We start from the raw sequence: 16,517 nt of genomic DNA, 5'->3' as shown, positions 1-16,517 counted from the left end.
CAGGCTTGAAAACACCCTACCCATCCTACAAGCCTTCCGGCGTGCCGTGGCTGGGAGACGTGCCGGAGCATTGGGATGTGTTGCCTAACCGCGCCCTCTTCGCCGAAGTCAAAGAGCGCGACCATCCAGACGAACCGATGCTGTCCGTGACTATCACGAGGGGCGTGATTCGTCAGCAAGCATTGCTGGCAGATAGCTCGAAGAAGGACGGCTCGAATCTGGACAAGTCCGCCTACAAGCTCGTTCGTCCCGGAGACATCGCTTACAACAAGATGCGGGCATGGCAAGGTGCGGTCGGAGTGTCCGACCTACGTGGAATCGTTAGCCCTGCATACGTCGTGCAGCGCCCGCGCGAGGGATCGAGTCCGCGCTATTTCCACTACCTCATGCGAACTCCGGTTTTCGCCAAGGAGGCGGAACGTTGGTCCTACGGCATCACGTCAGATATGTGGAGCCTCAGGCCCGAGCACTTCAGGATGATCGTATCGTGCAAACCGCCTCTGGCGGAGCAATCCGCCATCGTGCGCTACCTTGACCACGTTGACCGGCGGATTCGGAAGTACATCCGGGCGAAGCAGAGGCTGATTGCGCGGCTGAACGAGCAGAAGCAAGCCATTATCCACCAGGCCGTGACCGGTCAGATTGACGTCCGCACTGGGAAGCCGTATCCAAAGTACAAACCGTCCGGGGTCGCTTGGCTGGGAGGCATACCTGAGCATTGGAGAATTGCTCGGCTCAAAGACGCGGCGACCGTGCAGACCGGACTAACACTTGGGAAGCGCTACGAAGGAGTCACCATTGAGTCACGACCCTACCTCCGCGTGGCTAACGTTCAAGCCGGCCGCCTTGACCTCGGACATATCAAGCACATCAGCGTCCCTGTGAAAGAGGCATCCGGCGCGACGCTGCGTGCTGGAGACGTTCTGATGACCGAGGGAGGAGACATCGACGAGCTCGGCCGCGGTTGTGTGTGGCATGACGAGATTCCGAACTGCCTGCACCAGAATCACATTTTCGCCGTCCGTTGCAGACAGGACATCATGATTCCCGAGTTCCTTGAAGGCCTCATGGTGTCCATGCATGGGCGTGCCTACTTCCAACTGACAGCTAAGCAGACCACGAATCTCGCCTCTACAAACAGCACAACCTTGCGCGCGTTTCCGATTCTGCTGCCGGGGATTGCGGAACAGAAGAGCTTGCTTGAGCACATAGCGGCACAGACCGCTGCGCTGGATGCCGCAATAGCCCGAGTGGAGGCTGAGGTGCTCCTTCTACGCGAGTACCGGACTCGGCTTGTGGCGGACGTGGTGACAGGCAAACTGGACGTGCGCGAAGCCGCCACGAATCTGCCGGATGAGACGGAGGAAGTTGAGGAACCGGAGGCGGAAGCGCCGGAGGAATTGGAGGAGGCGAACGAGGAAGCTCTCGCAAGCCATGATGCGGAGGGCGAGGAGTGATGGAGTTCACTAGCGGGGACATCCTCCACGAGGATGCGGAGACGTTGGTGAATCCGGAGAACTGCGAACGGGCGGCTGTATGCGGAGATGAAGTAGATGACCGCTGAGCAGTTGAACGAGTTGCTTCTGACGGAGGAAGACGAGCATCTTGAGTTCAAGAAGGCCGAGCACGACTTCAACATCGAGAAACTGCGGAAGTACTGCTGCGCCCTGGCCAACGAGCGTGGCGGCAAGCTCATCCTTGGTGTTACGAACCTCAAGCCGCGCCGCGTGGTCGGTACTGATGCTTTCCGCGACTTGGAGCACCGCAGGTGCGACCTGACTCAGATACTGCACCTGCGGATTGACGGCGTCGAGGTTCAGCACCCACACGGACGGGTGGTCGTGTTCGATGTACCGTCCCGGCCGATCGGCGTACCGTTGCGGTACGACGGTGTCTACTGGATGCGCTCAGGTGATAGCCTGACCGCCATGACGGAAGACATGCTGCGGCGCATCTTCGATGAGACCGGGCCGGATTTCTCGGCAGAGATATGCCCCGGGGCGACGCTGGACGCGCTCGACCAGGTTGCCATCGAGCGACTGCGCGAGCGGTGGAACCGGAAGTCGGGACGCGCCGACCTGCTTGGCATGTCCACTGGGCAGCTTCTGTCGGACGCGGAGCTTCTGGTGGACGGACGCGTGACCTACGCGGCGTTGATCCTGCTGGGTACTCGCATGGCCCTCGGGCGGGACCTTGCTCAAGCGGAGATTGTCTTCGAGTATCGTTCCAGCGATGCGACCGGGCCTGCGCAGGACAGGAAGGAATACAGACAGGGGTTCTTCTCGTTCGATGACGAGTTGTGGAAGACCATCAACCTGCGTAACGACAGCCAGCACTTCCAAGACGGGCTGTTCATCTGGGACATTCCGACGTTCAGCGAGCGCGTGGTACGCGAGGCACTGCTAAACGCCGTGAGTCATCGCGACTACCGAATGGCCGAGTCGGTGTTTGTGCGACAATACCCACGGCGACTGGAAGTAGTCAGCCCGGGCGGGTTTCCCAGCGGCATCACCCGCGACAACATCCTCTACAGGCAGAGTCCACGCAACCGACGCATTGCCGAGGTGCTCGCGAAGTGCGGCCTGGTCGAACGTTCTGGGCAAGGGCCAACGTTATGTACGAGACTGCCATCCGCGAGAGTAAGCCTCTGCCCGACTTCAACGGCACCGACGAGCACCAGGTCATGCTTACGCTTCAGGGTGCAGTGCAGGACGAGGGATTCCTACGGTTTCTGGAACGTGTAGGCGCTGAACGTGTGCGTTCGTTCCAGACGGAGGATCTGTTGGTGCTCGACCTTCTGCGCCGCGGCGAGGTGGTTCCCGCAAACCTGGCACCGCGCCTGGCCGGACTCAGGGAGATGGGGTTGGTTGAGACTACAGGACGCGCCCGGGGCATGAAGTACCTGTTGGCAAGGAAGCTCTACGCGGCAATGGGTGATAAGGCCGGCTACACAAGGCGTCGGGGACTGGACCGGGCGCGGTTGAAGGAGCTGGTACTACAGCATCTGGAGGCCTTCAAGGGGCAGGGCAGCCCGCTCCGCGAGTTGCTCGGCGCGCTGAATGACCCGAGCCTGTCGCGCGCCCAAATGCAGACATTGCTCCGCGAGTTGAAGGCCGAGAACCGCGTTCATTGCCGGGGCAAGACCAGATCCGGACGGTGGTTCATTGGTCCGGACCCAGATGCAATCGAACAGCAATCCGGACGGCAATGACCCATGTACGGCGGCCCAGCCGCGATTCGGTAAGTCATCTTGCTTTAGGATGTTACGGCATATAGCCAATCCACGAGCGCGAGTGCTCTGGATGCAATTCGGATGCAATTCGGTAACGCAATCCCGACTGAGCGAGGCCGGATTAGTGGATGGCGACTCTAGTCGAAGCCAGACGCAGAACTTGATACTCATCCTGACGGCGGCAGTCTGTAGAAGCATGTCTATGGCCATGAGTGTCTATGAGTCAACGCATTGGTTTGAACTAGCTCTACTTGATGGTCACTTGATGGTGAGGTACTAATGCCTACCGATACCAGCGAAAAGGGCCTCGAGAGCCTGATTGTCGCGGCCATGACTGGCCGGCGCATGGATAACGCCGGCGGGGAACTGGTTGCTACCGAGGTCGGCACCATCGGCGGGACTGGGTATGTGCAGGGCGACCCTGCGCACTATGACCGCGAGCACGCGGTTGACCTTGTTCGCTTGCTGGAGTTCCTGAACGCAACCCAGCCCAAGGCGGTTGAGACGCTGGGTCTGGCTGAGGATGGCCCGAACCGGCTGAAGTTCCTTGACCGGCTGCGCGGGGAGGTCGCCAGGCGCGGCGTCATCGATGTCTTGCGCAAGGGCATCCAGCACGGTCCTGCTTCGGTGAACCTGTTCTACGGCACTCCGTCACTGGGCAACAGAGAGGCAGTGAGGCTGTTTGAGTCCAATGTCTTCAGCGTCACGCGCCAGTTGCGCTACAGCCGCGACGAGACGCAGCGCGCGCTCGACCTATGTCTGTTCATCAATGGCCTGCCGATAGCGACATTCGAGCTGAAGAACAGCCTGACCAAACAGACCGTGGACGATGCCGTCGTGCAGTACCAGCGCGACCGGAACCCGCATGAATTGCTGTTTGAGTTCAGCCGGTGTCTGGTGCACTTCGCGGTGGACGACCAGCAGGTGATGATGTGTACGCACCTGAAGGGCGAGGCCTCGTGGTTCCTCCCGTTCAACAAGGGCTGGAACGACGGAGCCGGCAACCCGCCCAACCCGAACGGGCTTAAGACTGCCTATCTCTGGGAAGAGGCGCTGACGCGCGAGGGCCTGACCAACATCATTGAGAACTACGCACAGGTAGTCGAGGAGAAAGATGAAAGGACTGGCCGGAAGAAGCGCAAGCAGATCTTCCCGCGATACCACCAGTTGGATGTGGTGCGCAAGCTGCTGGCGGCCGCTCTGGCGGACAGCGTCGGCAAGCGCTACTTGGTTCAGCATTCGGCGGGCTCGGGCAAGTCGAACTCGATTGCCTGGCTGGCCCACCAACTTGTCGGCCTGGAGCGGGAGGGGAAGCCGGCTTTCGACTCCACCATCGTGGTCACTGACCGCCGTCTGCTCGACAAGCAGATACGCGACACGATAAGGCAGTTCGCGCAGGTGTCTGCGATCGTAGGCGCTGTGACCGAAGGTTCGCAGCAGTTGCGCCAGTTCATCGAATCGGGCAAGAAGATAATCATCACCACGGTGCAGAAGTTTCCGTTCGTGTTGGAGGAAATCGGCAGCGAGCATCGCAACCGCCGGTTCGCCATCATCATTGATGAAGCCCACTCCAGCCAGGGCGGTCGGACCTCGGCCAAGATGAACATCGCGCTCTCGCCCGAGGGCGAGGAACCGGAAGAGGAGACGTACGAAGATACCATCAACCGCATCATCGAATCGCGCCGGATGCTCTCCAATGCCAGCTACTTCGCCTTCACGGCCACGCCCAAGAATAAGACTCTTGAGATGTTTGGCGTGCCATACGCCGAGGGCGAGGAGGTCAAGCACCGGCCGTTCCACAGCTACACAATGAAGCAGGCGATACAGGAGGGCTTCATCCTCGACGTGCTCAAGGGCTACACGCCGGTGAACAACTACTACCGTTTGGTGAAGACCGTGCCGGACGACCCCGAGTACGACGTGAGGAAGGCCGCAAAGAAGCTCAGGCGCTACATCGAAACCCACGAGCATGCCATCGAGAAGAAGGCCGAGATCATCGTCGACCACTTCCTGAACCAGGTATACTCACGGCACAAGATAAGCGGGCAGGCAAGGGGGATGGTTGTCACGGGCAGCATCGTGCGGGCGATCGAGTACTACCAGGCAATAGCCGGCTACATCAGCGAGATGAAACTGCCGTTCAAGGCTCTGGTCGCATTCTCGGGAGAGCACGAATTCAAGGGTGCGAAGTTGAGCGAGACATCCATGAACGGATCCCCCGGAAGTCAGATTGCCGAGCGGTTCCGCGAAGACCCGTACCGGTTACTGGTCTGCGCCGAGAAGTTCCAGACCGGCTATGACGAGCCGCTGCTGCACACGATGTACGTGGACAAGATTCTGTCGGGCGTGAAGTCGGTTCAGACCCTCTCGCGTTTGAACCGGGCGATGCCCGGCAAGTACGACACGTTTGTGCTCGACTTCACAAACACCACCGAGGGAATCCAGCGCGACTTCGCGCCCTACTACCGGACGACGATTCTGAGCGAGGAAACCGATCCCAACAAGCTGCACGATCTGAAGGCAAAGCTGGATGCAGCTCAGGTCTATGATTGGAGCCAGGTTGAAGACTTGGTGAAGCTGTACCTTGGCGGGGCTGAGCGCGACCGGCTCGACCCGATTCTCGATGCCTGCGTCGCCGTGTACAAGCTGAACCTGGATGAGGACGGGCAGGTTGGCTTCAAGGGCGGAGCTAAAAGCTTCGTCCGCACCTACGCATTTCTGGCAACCGTGCTACCCTATACCAATGCTTCGTGGGAGAAGCTGTCGATATTCCTGAACTTCCTGATACCGAAGCTGCCGGCGCCCGAGGAAGAAGACCTGGCCAAGGGTATCCTCGATGCCGTTGATATGGACAGCTACAGGGCGGAGATGCAGTCGACGCGGACCATTGCACTGCCTGACCAAGATGGCGAAGTCGGCCCGGTTCCAGTCGAACAGGGCGGACACAAGCCTGAACCGGAGATGGACAAGTTGAGTAACATCCTCAAGGCATTCAACGACCTCTTCGGCAACATCGACTGGAAGGACGCCGACAAGATTCGGGCCGTCATAGCACAGGAGATTCCGGCCAAAGTCAGCGCGGATAAGGCGTATCAGAATGCAATGAAGAACTCGGATAAGCAGAACGCCCGCATCGAGCACGACAAAGCCCTGAAGCGGGTGCTGGTTGAGCTTCTGTCCGACCACACCGAGCTGTTCAAGCAGTACAGCGACAACGACGACTTCCGCAAGTGGCTGGCCGACACCGTTTTCGGCCTGACCTACAAAGAGGACGCAGCCTAGCTGGGCATCGGACAAGTCCCCGGCGACGCAACCGGCGATTCCTGACGCGCGGCCTCGAATTTGACTCGCCCGCCAGCCCTCTCTAGAATCCGCCCATGACTCGGTTTCTTCCGAAGGGCCGCATCGATGAGAGGTCACTACAGGAGGCCTAGATGGCAGACAACGATCAAAAGAGCTGGGTCGAGTCGATTCCGCGCGAGGAGTTGACCAAGCTCCTGAAGTCCACGGAGAAGAGCGGGTACGAGAGTGGAGGTGTCTCCATGTTCGGGGCAGCGTTCCAATTCGCGAGTGCGGAAGGCGTTGCAGATAACGAGTCTGACGTTGGCACCGGTGGCGTCGTAGGACCGAAGTCGCTCTCCGAAATAGACGAGGATTGCGAGCCCGAGTTGCGCAAGGCATTTGTGGCAAAGGGACTCGGCCCCGAGACAAAGGCATACTACTTCACGTACTACGACAAGGCAGAGGCCGACGACTACACCATCGAGACAGACTCTGATGCCGCCGAGAAGGCGTTTGTCGACGCCTTCATCGCCTTCTGTTGGCCGCAATGGCAACCTTGGGAAGACCAGGATGACGAAACACTGAGGTTCTGGGCAGAACGGCTGTGCGAGCAACCGACGAAGCCTGCCGCGTCCACGTCGTCCGCGAAGCCAAAGACGAAGAGGCGAGGCAAGTAACTCAGCCGATCGCCCGCAGGATTCCCTGTCCGCCCGCCCATTTGACACGCCACGCTCCCTTGGCGCAAGTCAATCAGTCCTTGGTCCATAGACTCCGGTTCCGAGTCCCAATCCCTGCTGCCCGCCCCACGCGGTTCATTTAAGTGAACCCTCTCATTCTGGGTCCAAGATCGTCGATTGCAGATTGGTCGCAGGGCGACTAGAGATCGATCCGCCTATTTAACACGCCCGCCGCCTTGACTTCATTGTCGCGGCCATTACGATGTCCGCGATGAGGATGGCTGACTGTCGGCGTCGTCAGGAAGACGCGCGGCACGCGAAAGAAGTGACGCTGTGGACGGTTCAAACGGTCGGCGCATGGTCCAAGCTGCAGAAGGACGGTGTATTGCGGGCAGATGCTCGGCGGGTTCGAGGGAGACATCGGCAGGCCTACGAGTGGCTGGCGCGACAGATGGAAGAACGCCTCGGGTATCGTCCTTCGGGGTAATTCCGGGGACGCGATAAGACATTCCTGACGCCATAGAAACGCCAAAGGCCGAACCACGACCGCCGAATTGCCTGACACCGGTAGCTAGCTGATAGGACGAGGCTCCCAGGATTGGCCGCAGCGACCCCTGTCTGACAGTGCAGGATTCGAGGGGCCGAGTGGCGGTTAGCGGAGAGCGGGTAACGGGTTACGAGCGAGCGGTCAGCGGAAGTCAGAAGCTAGATGCGAGAAGCTAGAAGTACGGACGGTGGGAGAAGGATGGCGGAGAGCGGTTAGCAGAAGCGGGGCTATCGGGCGGGCGGACGGTCAGCCGGCGAGGAGTTGTACTACTTGGCGCCGACCAGTTGGGACAGGGGGATGACGTGGACGTTGGTTCTGTGCTGGACCACGGACATCCGACACCATGAAAATCCCTCAGTCAATGAAGGAATTTCATGGTTCTCGGCAGTCAGGTGAAGCAGAAGAGAGAAGCTAGAGGCGAGAAGTGCGGACGGCGGAGGCGGACGCAAGTCAAAGGTCAGAAGCCAAAAGCCGACAGCCAAAAGTACCAAGGTCCCGAGGGAATCAACCACAGATGAACACAGATGAACACGGATACGGCACCGGATAGAGATGAATTCAGAGTCCAGAGTCCAGAATTCAGAATGCCCGGCCGGGGAAGTTCGAATAGGGAACCACGGATGAACACTGATGAACACGGATACGGCATCGGATAGAGCTGAATTCAGAGACCAGAATGCAGGCAGACGAAGTCAGAAGCGAGAAGCTGGATGCGAGAAGCGAGAAGTTGGGGAAGAAGGACTTGGGGGTGGGGATTAGGGACGAGGGGCGAGGGACTGGAGACTAGAGATCGGGGGTCAGGACTCGGAGTCGGGGCTGGAGGGCTTGGACTTTGGGACTTTGGGGCCTTTGGCCGCGGCGCGGATGAACCGTTTCACCGGAGCGGCCTTTTTGGTGTTGACCTCCATCCATGCCGCGATGTCTTCGTCCTGCTGCAGAGCCGCGCGCGCGCCTTCGTCGCGCTCGACCGCCGCGGTAAGGTCCTGCAGCGCCTGCGGCACTTTGCCCTGCCAGAGCCGGGCGACGCCGGCGAGGAGTTTGGCCGCGCCCTGCGCCCGTGCGGCGTCGACGTCGCCCGCATCGGCCGAAGCGAAAGCCTCGATCGTGGCGGCATCGGTCAGCACCGCATCAAACTCACGCTGCCGGAGGTTGGCGAGCGCGCGGTTGTGGAATGCGTGGAACCGGAGTCCCGCGTCTTCGACTCCGCTGCCTTCGAGCGCTTCGAGGCACAGCGAGTAGGCCCGTACCGCCGCCGGGTACTCCCGTTTGGCGAGTTTCTCGTCGGCGGCGCGCAATGAGTCCCTCGCCGCGGCCCGCTTTACAATGGCCTCGGCACGGTCGGCTGCGGCCTCGGCCGCGGCTTGTGCCTGGCCCGCAGCCCGGGCCATCTTTTCAACCGCGGTCTGCGACTGGCCCGCGGTCCGGGCCATCTTCTCAGCCGCGGCCTCCGACTGGCCTGCGGTACGGACCATCTTCTCAATCGCGGCCTGCGACTGACCCGCGCTCTTGACCAATCCTTCGACCGCGTCTTGCGACCGGCCTGCGGTCCTGACCAGTTCCTCGACCGCGGCCCGTTCCTGCTGCGTCACCACGGTATGGTCGGCGAACGCATCGAGCTTTTCCTCGGCCCGGTCGAGCCGCTCGCGCAGCGCCGCCAGTTCGGACTGGACCGCCGCCACCTGGTCTTTCACGGCGTCGGGCCCGTCCGGACGCAGGGAGGCGATGTCGATCTCGAGCCGCTCGGCCCTGCTTTCGTCATCGGCCAGTTTTCGCTTGAGCCGCAGCACTTCGTCGGTCGTCCCGGCAAACCGCGTATCCCACGCCGCCCGCAGTTCATCGACTCGCGCCAGGCGCCGGCCCAGCGCCCAGATGCGCCACGCGACGAGCACGGCCGCGAACAGCACGGCGATGATAATCATCGTCAGCCAGTGCCCGAAGCTGCGGTTTGCGGCATCGAGCGCCTGCTTTGCCGCCGCCACTACGTCGGCCCGCGGGAACGTGTCCACCGGCGCGGCCGGCCGCGGCTGCGCCGCCGGTGAAAGTCCAAAGGACAAGGTACAAAGGACAAAGCAAGTCCGAAGTAGAAAGACCCAGTTCTCGCCCTTTGTCATTGCCGGCTTGCCTGATCCTTTGTCCTTACTGCTTTGTCTTTGGCTCGCGTGGCTCATGGAGTGACGTCAGGTCGTGCTGAGTCGCTGGACATACACGCTGCCCCGGACGCGATCGAGGTACTTCGTGAGCCGGTCGTTCAGCGTCTTCTGATACAGGTAGTTGCGGATATTGTCCTGCAGTTCGAGGTAGGAGAGCGTCCGGTCGGGCTGTTTGGCCAGCACTTTGATGACGTGGTAGCCGTGCTCGGACAGCACCGGTTCACTGACCGCTCCCGAGTCCATGCCGGCGACGACCTGGTTGAACGGCGGAGCCAGCCCGGCAGTCAGGAACTCGCCCAGCCGCCCGCCGGAGTCGACGGTCGTCGGGTCCTGCGAGTACTGGCGGGCGAGCGAGTCGAACGGCACGCCGGCCAGCGCCTTCCGTCGAATGCTCGCGGCGAGATTCTTCGCCCGGGCCGAATCGGCCGGCGTCAGCGGCACGCGGACCAGTACCTGACGGTAGCGGACGCTGTCCGGGGTCCTGGCCTCGAGCTGGACCACCAGGTAGCCGTCGGGCGTGGGGAACGGCGGCGAGGTCTGCCCGGGCTTGAGCTGGGACAGGACCATCGACAATCCGGGCGACAGTTGCGCGACATTCACCCAGCCGCGGTCACCGCCGCGCGCCGCGGTCTTCGGGTCGTCGGAGAATGAGGCGGCCACGGTGGCGAAGTCGCCGCCCCGGGTGAGGACGTCCAGCACTTCGACCATCCGGCGCTGGCCGACAGAATCCGCCGCGGGGCTCGGCGCGAACGCGATGAGGACATGGGCCAGCGTCACGCGCCCCGGCACGCGGGCGATGGAGTCCCGGTTCTCGTTGTAGAACCGCTCGGCCTCGGCCGGCGAGACGTAGATCTGGGTGAGGCCCTCTTTGTCCATCAGCTTGCGGGCGAGGAGCTTGCGCCGGGCGTCCGTCTCGTACCGCTGGCGCAGCGCCCGTTCGGTGTAGCCTTCGCCGGCGAGGGCCTGCTTGAACATGTCGTCGTTCTCGAACCGGCCCTTGACGGCGGCCATGTCCGCGTCGACGTCGGCCGCCACGTCGGAGGGCGCGACTTCGACCGACTCGCGCCGCGCCTGTTCCTCGAGCACGAGGTCGTCGATGAGGCGGCCCAACGCCGCATCCTCCAGCGCCGAGTCCGACAGCGCGCTGTCCGGCTGTGACAGCCGCAGGAAGGTCGCGGCCTGGGATAGTTCGCTCAGAAGAATCGGCTGGTCACCAACCACGGCGACGACGCGGTCCGCCGGCGCGGCCGCGGCCACCGTTGCCAGAAAGGTACCAAGGACCAGGGACAAAGGGCCAATCAGGCCGGAAAGGACAAGGCGCGGCAAGCCAAACGTGCGGGTTTCGCCGTCTGCCTTTCCGCTCTTCCTCATTGGTTTGTCCCTAGTCGTTTGAACTTGCTACTTTCCGGCGGGCCCGAAGTACGAGTCCGGCTTCAACTCGATCTTGGCCTTGCCCCGCAGCGAGGTAAGGATGCTGTCCACCACCGTCTGGCTGCGGCGGTAGGAGAGAATCGCATCGATCTGGTCCTTGACCTCGGGGAAGGTGACGTTCGCCTTCACCTTCTTCTTGTCCGTGAGCTTGATAATCTGATAGCCTTCCTGGCTCGGCACCACGCCGGAAATCTGCCCGGGCCCGAGCGCGAAGATGGCCTCGGCTACCGACGGGTCGCCGCCCATGCGCGGGTCGCCGATGCTCCGGGCGAAGTAGCGCGACTCCTGCCCGGCCTCGAGCGCCACGTCCTGCGACCGCTCCTTGGCCAGCTTCGTGAAATCGCCCCCGGATTTGAGGTCGGCGAGGGTCTGCACCGCCCCTTCGCTGTCGGACAAGACGATGCGGGAGATTTTCACTTCATAGGTGAATTCGTCTTTGTGCTGGTTGAAGTACTGCATCTCCTGGTCCTGGCCGACTTTGATCCCGGTCGTCAACCGGTCGAGCAGTTCGTTGACCAGGTAGTCGCGCTGGAGCCGGGCGATGTGGGCCTGCACCGCCGCCTCTTTGTCGATGCCGCGGCGTACCGCTTCCTGGTAGATGAGCGTGTTCGACACCCACTTGTCGAGTATCTTGGGCAGGTTGTCGCGGGTAATCTGGAACCCTTCCGGTGAGAGCGAGTCGAGTTCGGTGGTCGTCAGTTTGTCGTCGTTCACGGTGGCGATTACCGGCCCGGTCGTGACGGCCGGCGCGCTGCTCTTCGGCTGTTGCTTGTTGCCGCAGCCGGCCAGGAATGCCGCCGCCAGAACTGCGGCCGAGATGGTCAGATGTCGGTTGGTCATCATCGCTCCTTACGGTTGGGGTTTCCCCTTCGCATCATTGCTTACGGCGGCAAGCGCCGCCTGGTTAACGGCTATCTTCGACTTTGCCTTCAACTCGGCAAGGTATTCCCGCATTCGCTTCTCGCGTCCCTCGTTGAGCAACCGGTTGCGAATCGTGCCCGCGACCTGGTGCGTGTCCGGCGACGTGAAGTTGTCGCGGTGCTGCCCGAAGTAGTTCATCACGTCCGCATCGGACACGCTCAGTTTGTCGGAAATCTCTTTCTTGAAGAGCGCCTTGTAAAGGACGTCCTCGCGCTCGGTCGCGAGTTGGCGCGTGATGTCCCTGGCCTTGTCCAGGCCCATGTGCAGCCCGTCCTCGTACATCAGGTCCTCTTCGATTGCCCGGCGCACCGCGTACTTCTTCATCCCCGTGTCGAGCAATGCCGGGAACCGGGCCGCGACCGTGAGCAGCCGCTTTACCTTCACGAACTGGTAGTTGTCCTTGTAGGCGACCGCGATTTCTTTCTCGGCGTCGGTGATGGAATCCAACGGCTTGCACAGAATGTCGAGGCCCGCGGGGTTGTACTTCAGGCGCTGCCGCAGTTTGGCCATGTAGTCGTCGGCCAGCTCGCGCCGCCGGATCTGCTTGAACTGCGAAAGGAACGCCTCGCGCATGCTGTCGAGCGGCGGCGGGGGCGGGGTCGTCGGCCTTGTCTCCACGAGCATCGCGATCTGCCACTGACCTTCGATCTGGGTGGGCATGGTGTGCTGCCCCGGCTTGAGCTGCATCACCCTCGTCCGCATCGGCTCCTTGATGTAGAGCAGCGGGGTGAAATCCTCGTCCCCGGCCTTGATCGCAGTCGGGCGCTTCGAGTAATGCACGGCCAGCGACTCGAAAATCGCGCCCCGGTCCAGTTCCGCGGCCAGGCGGTCGGCCAGGCTCTCGTCCGGCACGGCAATCAGCTTCAGGTGCGCCTGGGTCTGCAACAGCTTGTACGCCGACTGGATCTCCGGCTCGGACACCTTGTTACCCGGCGCGGTGGTCGTGTCGTACAAGCGCTGCTCCATCAGGGCCTTCTGTTCCTGCTCGACCTGGTAGTCGACGTCTTTCTCCAGGCCCTCCCGCTTCGCCTCCTGGGCGAACAGCTTGCGGATGATGACGGCGTCCAGCACCTGCCTCTTCACCGAGTCCGCCCGGATGGGGTCCAGGTTCTGTGGCAACATGGCGGCGATGTCGGCCGCGGTAATCGCCTCGCCGTTCACCGACGCCACGACGCGCCGGCCCGGTTGCACGGTGCACGCAACCGCCAGCAACACTGCCAGCATGGGTAGGAGGAGATGTCTCATGGCGAGTGAGACTATAGCCGCCTGCTCACGAAAGTCAATGCGACGGGGCGGACGGCGGACGCGTTGCCGCCGACCGCGCTCAGCGTAGAGCTCTGCCGGCGGGCCGCTATTGTTGCGGCTTGGCGGGCAGCGGTTTGTCCGCCAGCTTCACCTTCAAAGTGCTGTAGTTCGTGTGCTTGGCACTCAGCGAGGCGGTCTTGGTGTTCTGGGCCAGAATGATGTCGCACGTCTGGCCCGGCACGAGGGCGGAAATCGCCAGGCCCTGGCCGGACGGGAATTTCAGCGGGTAGGTGAACTCCATGGTCGTGATGCCGGTCTCCTCGTCGTACTCGATTTCGGACTCACGGATTGCGCTTTCCGACTGCGGCGATTGGGCGTGCGCGTGACCGGCGCCGATCTGGTTCACTACCTCGTTCGAGCTGTCCGTGTAATAGCCGATTATCATGTTCGACTCGTTCATCTCGGGCGAGCCGAACCCGATCGCCATCCAGCCCCGCCCCTTGGTCTGGAGCCCGACGTATATCAGGCTGTCGTCGAAACCCCAATTGACGGTGAGCCCCGAGGCCTTGTCCAGGAAGGTCGCCGGGTACTCCTGCCCGTCGTCGTTGTCGATCTGGCCGTCAATCAGGACGCGGTCCTGCATCGTCGAATCGTACGGAATAACCGGAAGTTTCTGCGCCCGGCAGACCGCCAGCGCACCCAAGACGGCCAGCGGCAAGGCAAATCGGCTGAATTTCATGCGAGCTCCTTTTAGAATCAGTGGTCGCTGAGATTATAGACGACGCCGTGCCCACCGGTCAAGCACCAAGTCCAGCCGACCTTGACGCCGCGCACGCGCCATGGGAACAACTGCCAAGTCAAATGACCGAGAATTCCTGCTTCGGGCCAGCCCGGGGCTTCGTGGCCGTCTTTCTTGGAATCAGGATGCGTGCGCCATTGACCCGGCCTCTCGGGCGAAGGATAATCTCTGGTGTCCAATTGTCCGTCGAGGCGCGAGGAGTGCCTGATGAAGCGACTGATGACGAAGGTCTCGAGGTTCTTCACGCACAGTTTCATGTGGCTGGGCATCGGCTCGATTCTCTGGCTGCTGATGCGGTCGGGAACCAAGCCGAGCCGGCTGCGCTATCCATGTCAGCGGGCCGCGGCCGGCGCCGGTTCGCTGTGGTTGAGCGCCTTTGCCTTCCCCGGCATCTTACGCGGGCTGCGCGCGGTTGGTCTGAGCCTGCCGGAAGTCCGGCCGAGCAGGCCGGCCCGTAACCTGCTCATGACGGCAGGCGTGCTGGCCGTGGCGCTGTTTGCGGTTTACCGACTGGGACTTGGGACACGATCCCAATTGAGGACAATTGGGTCATGTCCCCACGTGCCGCCGCCGGTGCAGGCCGGCCTGCCGGCCTGGACCTCGGCTCGACCGGTCCAGTCTCACATCTTCGTGGTGGACAGTGTCCCGGTACCCGACAGCATGGGCACATACCACGAAGGCCTCGACACGCTCCTGTCGCTGCTCGCTCAGAACGGCACATGCCTGTACAAGTCGAGCAAGCATCTGCCGTGGTGTGACACCGCAGGCATCATCGGCAAGAACGACGTCGTGCTGCTTAAGGTGAACGCTGAATGGGACCAGCGGGGAATGCCCAGCACCGATCTTCTGAAGGGGCTCATCGCCCGCATCGTCGCCCACCCCGACACCTTTGCCGGCGAGATCGAACTGGTCGAGAACGGCCAGTGGCGCCAGTCCTGGGCGTACTCGGCGAACAACGCCGAACGGCATTCTCAGACCATGCAGGAAGTGGTCGACACCTTCGCCGCAAGAGGCTATCACGTGGGCGACTACAATTGGACCGCCATCGGCTACAGCGGCAACAACCATTGGGTGAACGAGTACAACCAGGGCGACACCGTATCCGGCTACGTCCGCGAGGAGTCGACAGGCATGACCTATGCCAAGTTCACGACCTCATACGGCACGCACGTCTCGACCCGGCTCGGGGTCTGGAACGATTCTTCGTACGAACCGGCGCGGCTGAAGTTCATCAACCTACCGGTCCTGAAGTGCCATCAGTACATGGGCGTGTCCGCATCGGTCAAACACTACATCGGGTTCCTGTCGTACGCGGACAGCGGAAACACCTCCATGCACCGACGCGCAATGACTCAGGGGCTGCTTGGCGTTGACTTCGGCAAGGCTCGGTTCCCTGACCTGAACATCATTGACGCCACCTGGGTGAGCGCGGAAATCACGACCGGGCCGAATGCACCCTACAACATGTGCACGCGCCTGAACACCCTCGTGGCCTCAAAAGATCCGATTGCGGCCGACTACTATGCGGGACGATACGTGCTGAGGCCCGCGAGCTGGTGGAACGGCCACTCCTCGCTGCACAACTACGGCCGCATGGACCCCGACAACCTGAACACGGAGAACCCAGGCAACGGCCACTCCTATTCCGACTCTACTCCCTGCTACGGCTTTCCATACAACGCCTTCCACCAGATGCTTGTCTCCAGCCGCGACCAGATGCTCCGCTACGGACACCAGGTCACGATGGACACGACCCAGATGACCATCCACCACTTCCGCTTTCCCGGCGCGGCGGTCAGCGAGTCGCCCAGAACCATGCCGGTGGTCGACGGGTTGATGGCGACGCCAAACCCGGTCAATGGCAGGCCCTCCGTCAGCTATGAACTGGGAACGCCCGCCTCGGTCCGGCTGATGGTGTTTTCCGCCGACGGTCGGAAGGTGGCCGAACTCGCTCAGGGAATGCTCCCGGCCGGCAGGCACAGGCTAATCCTGGACCGCGCGCTCGCGCCCGGCACCTATCTGCTAACGCTCGAAGCAGGCAGCGCCCGGGAGTCAACGAAGCTCGTCGTCCCCGGCCGCTGACCTGCGGCTCGGGCCTCACCCGAATCCCGCGCTCCGAACAGACCCTGGCTCGCGGCTAGTCCGCTGTCGTCTGGTTCGCCGGGCACTGCCGGAGCGCGGCGCGGGCTCGAAGCCGTCGGTCCGCGCCTGCTCACAAACAGCCAAGGCGGGC

At 62.1% G+C, this 16,517-nt stretch carries 12 protein-coding genes; 7 read left to right on the top strand and 5 right to left on the bottom strand.

The window, feature by feature from the left end; genetic code table 11:
* The first annotated feature begins 5 nt into the window (after positions 1-5).
* From VMH22_12005 to VMH22_11980, 6 genes are all read left to right on the top strand, one after another.
* Entirely contained in the window at positions 6-1,457 is a 1,452-nt protein-coding gene (locus VMH22_12005; GenBank protein ID HTW92416.1) for a type I restriction endonuclease subunit S, read from the top strand.
* 96 nt (positions 1,458-1,553) lie between these two features.
* Positions 1,554-2,744 carry an RNA-binding domain-containing protein gene (locus tag VMH22_12000; GenBank protein HTW92415.1) on the top strand — a complete coding sequence of 397 codons (1,191 nt, stop codon included), beginning with the start codon at positions 1,554-1,556 and terminating at the stop codon, positions 2,742-2,744.
* 41 nt (positions 2,745-2,785) lie between these two features.
* On the top strand, positions 2,786-3,211 hold the full coding sequence (locus tag VMH22_11995; GenBank protein ID HTW92414.1) for a hypothetical protein: 426 nt from the start codon (positions 2,786-2,788) through the stop codon (positions 3,209-3,211).
* Positions 3,212-3,511: 300 nt separating this feature from the next.
* A complete protein-coding gene (locus tag VMH22_11990) occupies positions 3,512-6,514 on the top strand; it encodes a type I restriction endonuclease subunit R (protein ID HTW92413.1) in 3,003 nt (1,000 codons plus the stop codon).
* A 152-nt stretch (positions 6,515-6,666) separates the two neighbouring features.
* Positions 6,667-7,191, top strand: coding sequence for a hypothetical protein (locus VMH22_11985; protein ID HTW92412.1), 525 nt, complete (start codon positions 6,667-6,669; stop codon positions 7,189-7,191).
* A gap of 271 nt (positions 7,192-7,462) precedes the next feature.
* Positions 7,463-7,678: a hypothetical protein gene (locus VMH22_11980; protein HTW92411.1), complete on the top strand. Its 216-nt coding sequence runs from the start codon at positions 7,463-7,465 to the stop codon at positions 7,676-7,678.
* A gap of 857 nt (positions 7,679-8,535) precedes the next feature.
* On the opposite strand, the gene VMH22_11975 is transcribed toward VMH22_11980, so the two are convergent.
* The 5 genes from VMH22_11975 to VMH22_11955 form a co-directional block, all read right to left on the bottom strand.
* A complete protein-coding gene (locus VMH22_11975) occupies positions 8,536-9,744 on the bottom strand; it encodes a hypothetical protein (protein ID HTW92410.1) in 1,209 nt (402 codons plus the stop codon).
* 171 nt (positions 9,745-9,915) lie between these two features.
* The gene (locus VMH22_11970) at positions 9,916-11,259 is read right to left on the bottom strand and encodes a peptidylprolyl isomerase (GenBank protein HTW92409.1); all 1,344 of its coding nucleotides are present in this window, start codon (positions 11,257-11,259) and stop codon (positions 9,916-9,918) included.
* 27 nt (positions 11,260-11,286) lie between these two features.
* Complete coding sequence (locus VMH22_11965) at positions 11,287-12,159, bottom strand: peptidyl-prolyl cis-trans isomerase (protein HTW92408.1); 873 nt, start codon at positions 12,157-12,159, stop codon at positions 11,287-11,289.
* 9 nt (positions 12,160-12,168) lie between these two features.
* A complete protein-coding gene (locus VMH22_11960) occupies positions 12,169-13,485 on the bottom strand; it encodes a hypothetical protein (protein HTW92407.1) in 1,317 nt (438 codons plus the stop codon).
* A 106-nt stretch (positions 13,486-13,591) separates the two neighbouring features.
* Positions 13,592-14,224, bottom strand: a complete 633-nt coding sequence (locus VMH22_11955) for a DOMON domain-containing protein (GenBank protein HTW92406.1) — start codon at positions 14,222-14,224, stop codon at positions 13,592-13,594.
* 267 nt (positions 14,225-14,491) lie between these two features.
* Between VMH22_11955 and VMH22_11950 the strand changes: the two genes are divergently transcribed.
* On the top strand, positions 14,492-16,366 hold the full coding sequence (locus VMH22_11950; protein HTW92405.1) for a DUF362 domain-containing protein: 1,875 nt from the start codon (positions 14,492-14,494) through the stop codon (positions 16,364-16,366).
* Positions 16,367-16,517 lie beyond the last annotated feature (151 nt).

It is taken from the genome of bacterium (assembly GCA_035505375.1).
Classification (GTDB): Bacteria; Hydrothermota; Tepidihabitantia; order Tepidihabitantales; family Tepidihabitantaceae; genus UBA2258.
Note: the sequence above shows the minus strand (reverse complement) of the source record. Positions and strands in the feature narration are given on the sequence as shown.

Coding starts and splice junctions, on each gene's coding strand:
- VMH22_11985 (HTW92412.1), top strand. CDS start 6,667: ATGGCAGACAACGATCAAAAGAGCTGGGTCGAGTCGATTCCGCGCGAG.
- VMH22_11965 (HTW92408.1), bottom strand. CDS start 12,159: ATGACCAACCGACATCTGACCATCTCGGCCGCAGTTCTGGCGGCGGCA.
- VMH22_12000 (HTW92415.1), top strand. CDS start 1,554: ATGACCGCTGAGCAGTTGAACGAGTTGCTTCTGACGGAGGAAGACGAG.
- VMH22_11970 (HTW92409.1), bottom strand. CDS start 11,259: ATGAGGAAGAGCGGAAAGGCAGACGGCGAAACCCGCACGTTTGGCTTG.
- VMH22_11955 (HTW92406.1), bottom strand. CDS start 14,224: ATGAAATTCAGCCGATTTGCCTTGCCGCTGGCCGTCTTGGGTGCGCTG.
- VMH22_11950 (HTW92405.1), top strand. CDS start 14,492: ATGAAGCGACTGATGACGAAGGTCTCGAGGTTCTTCACGCACAGTTTC.
- VMH22_11990 (HTW92413.1), top strand. CDS start 3,512: ATGCCTACCGATACCAGCGAAAAGGGCCTCGAGAGCCTGATTGTCGCG.
- VMH22_11980 (HTW92411.1), top strand. CDS start 7,463: ATGAGGATGGCTGACTGTCGGCGTCGTCAGGAAGACGCGCGGCACGCG.
- VMH22_11960 (HTW92407.1), bottom strand. CDS start 13,485: ATGAGACATCTCCTCCTACCCATGCTGGCAGTGTTGCTGGCGGTTGCG.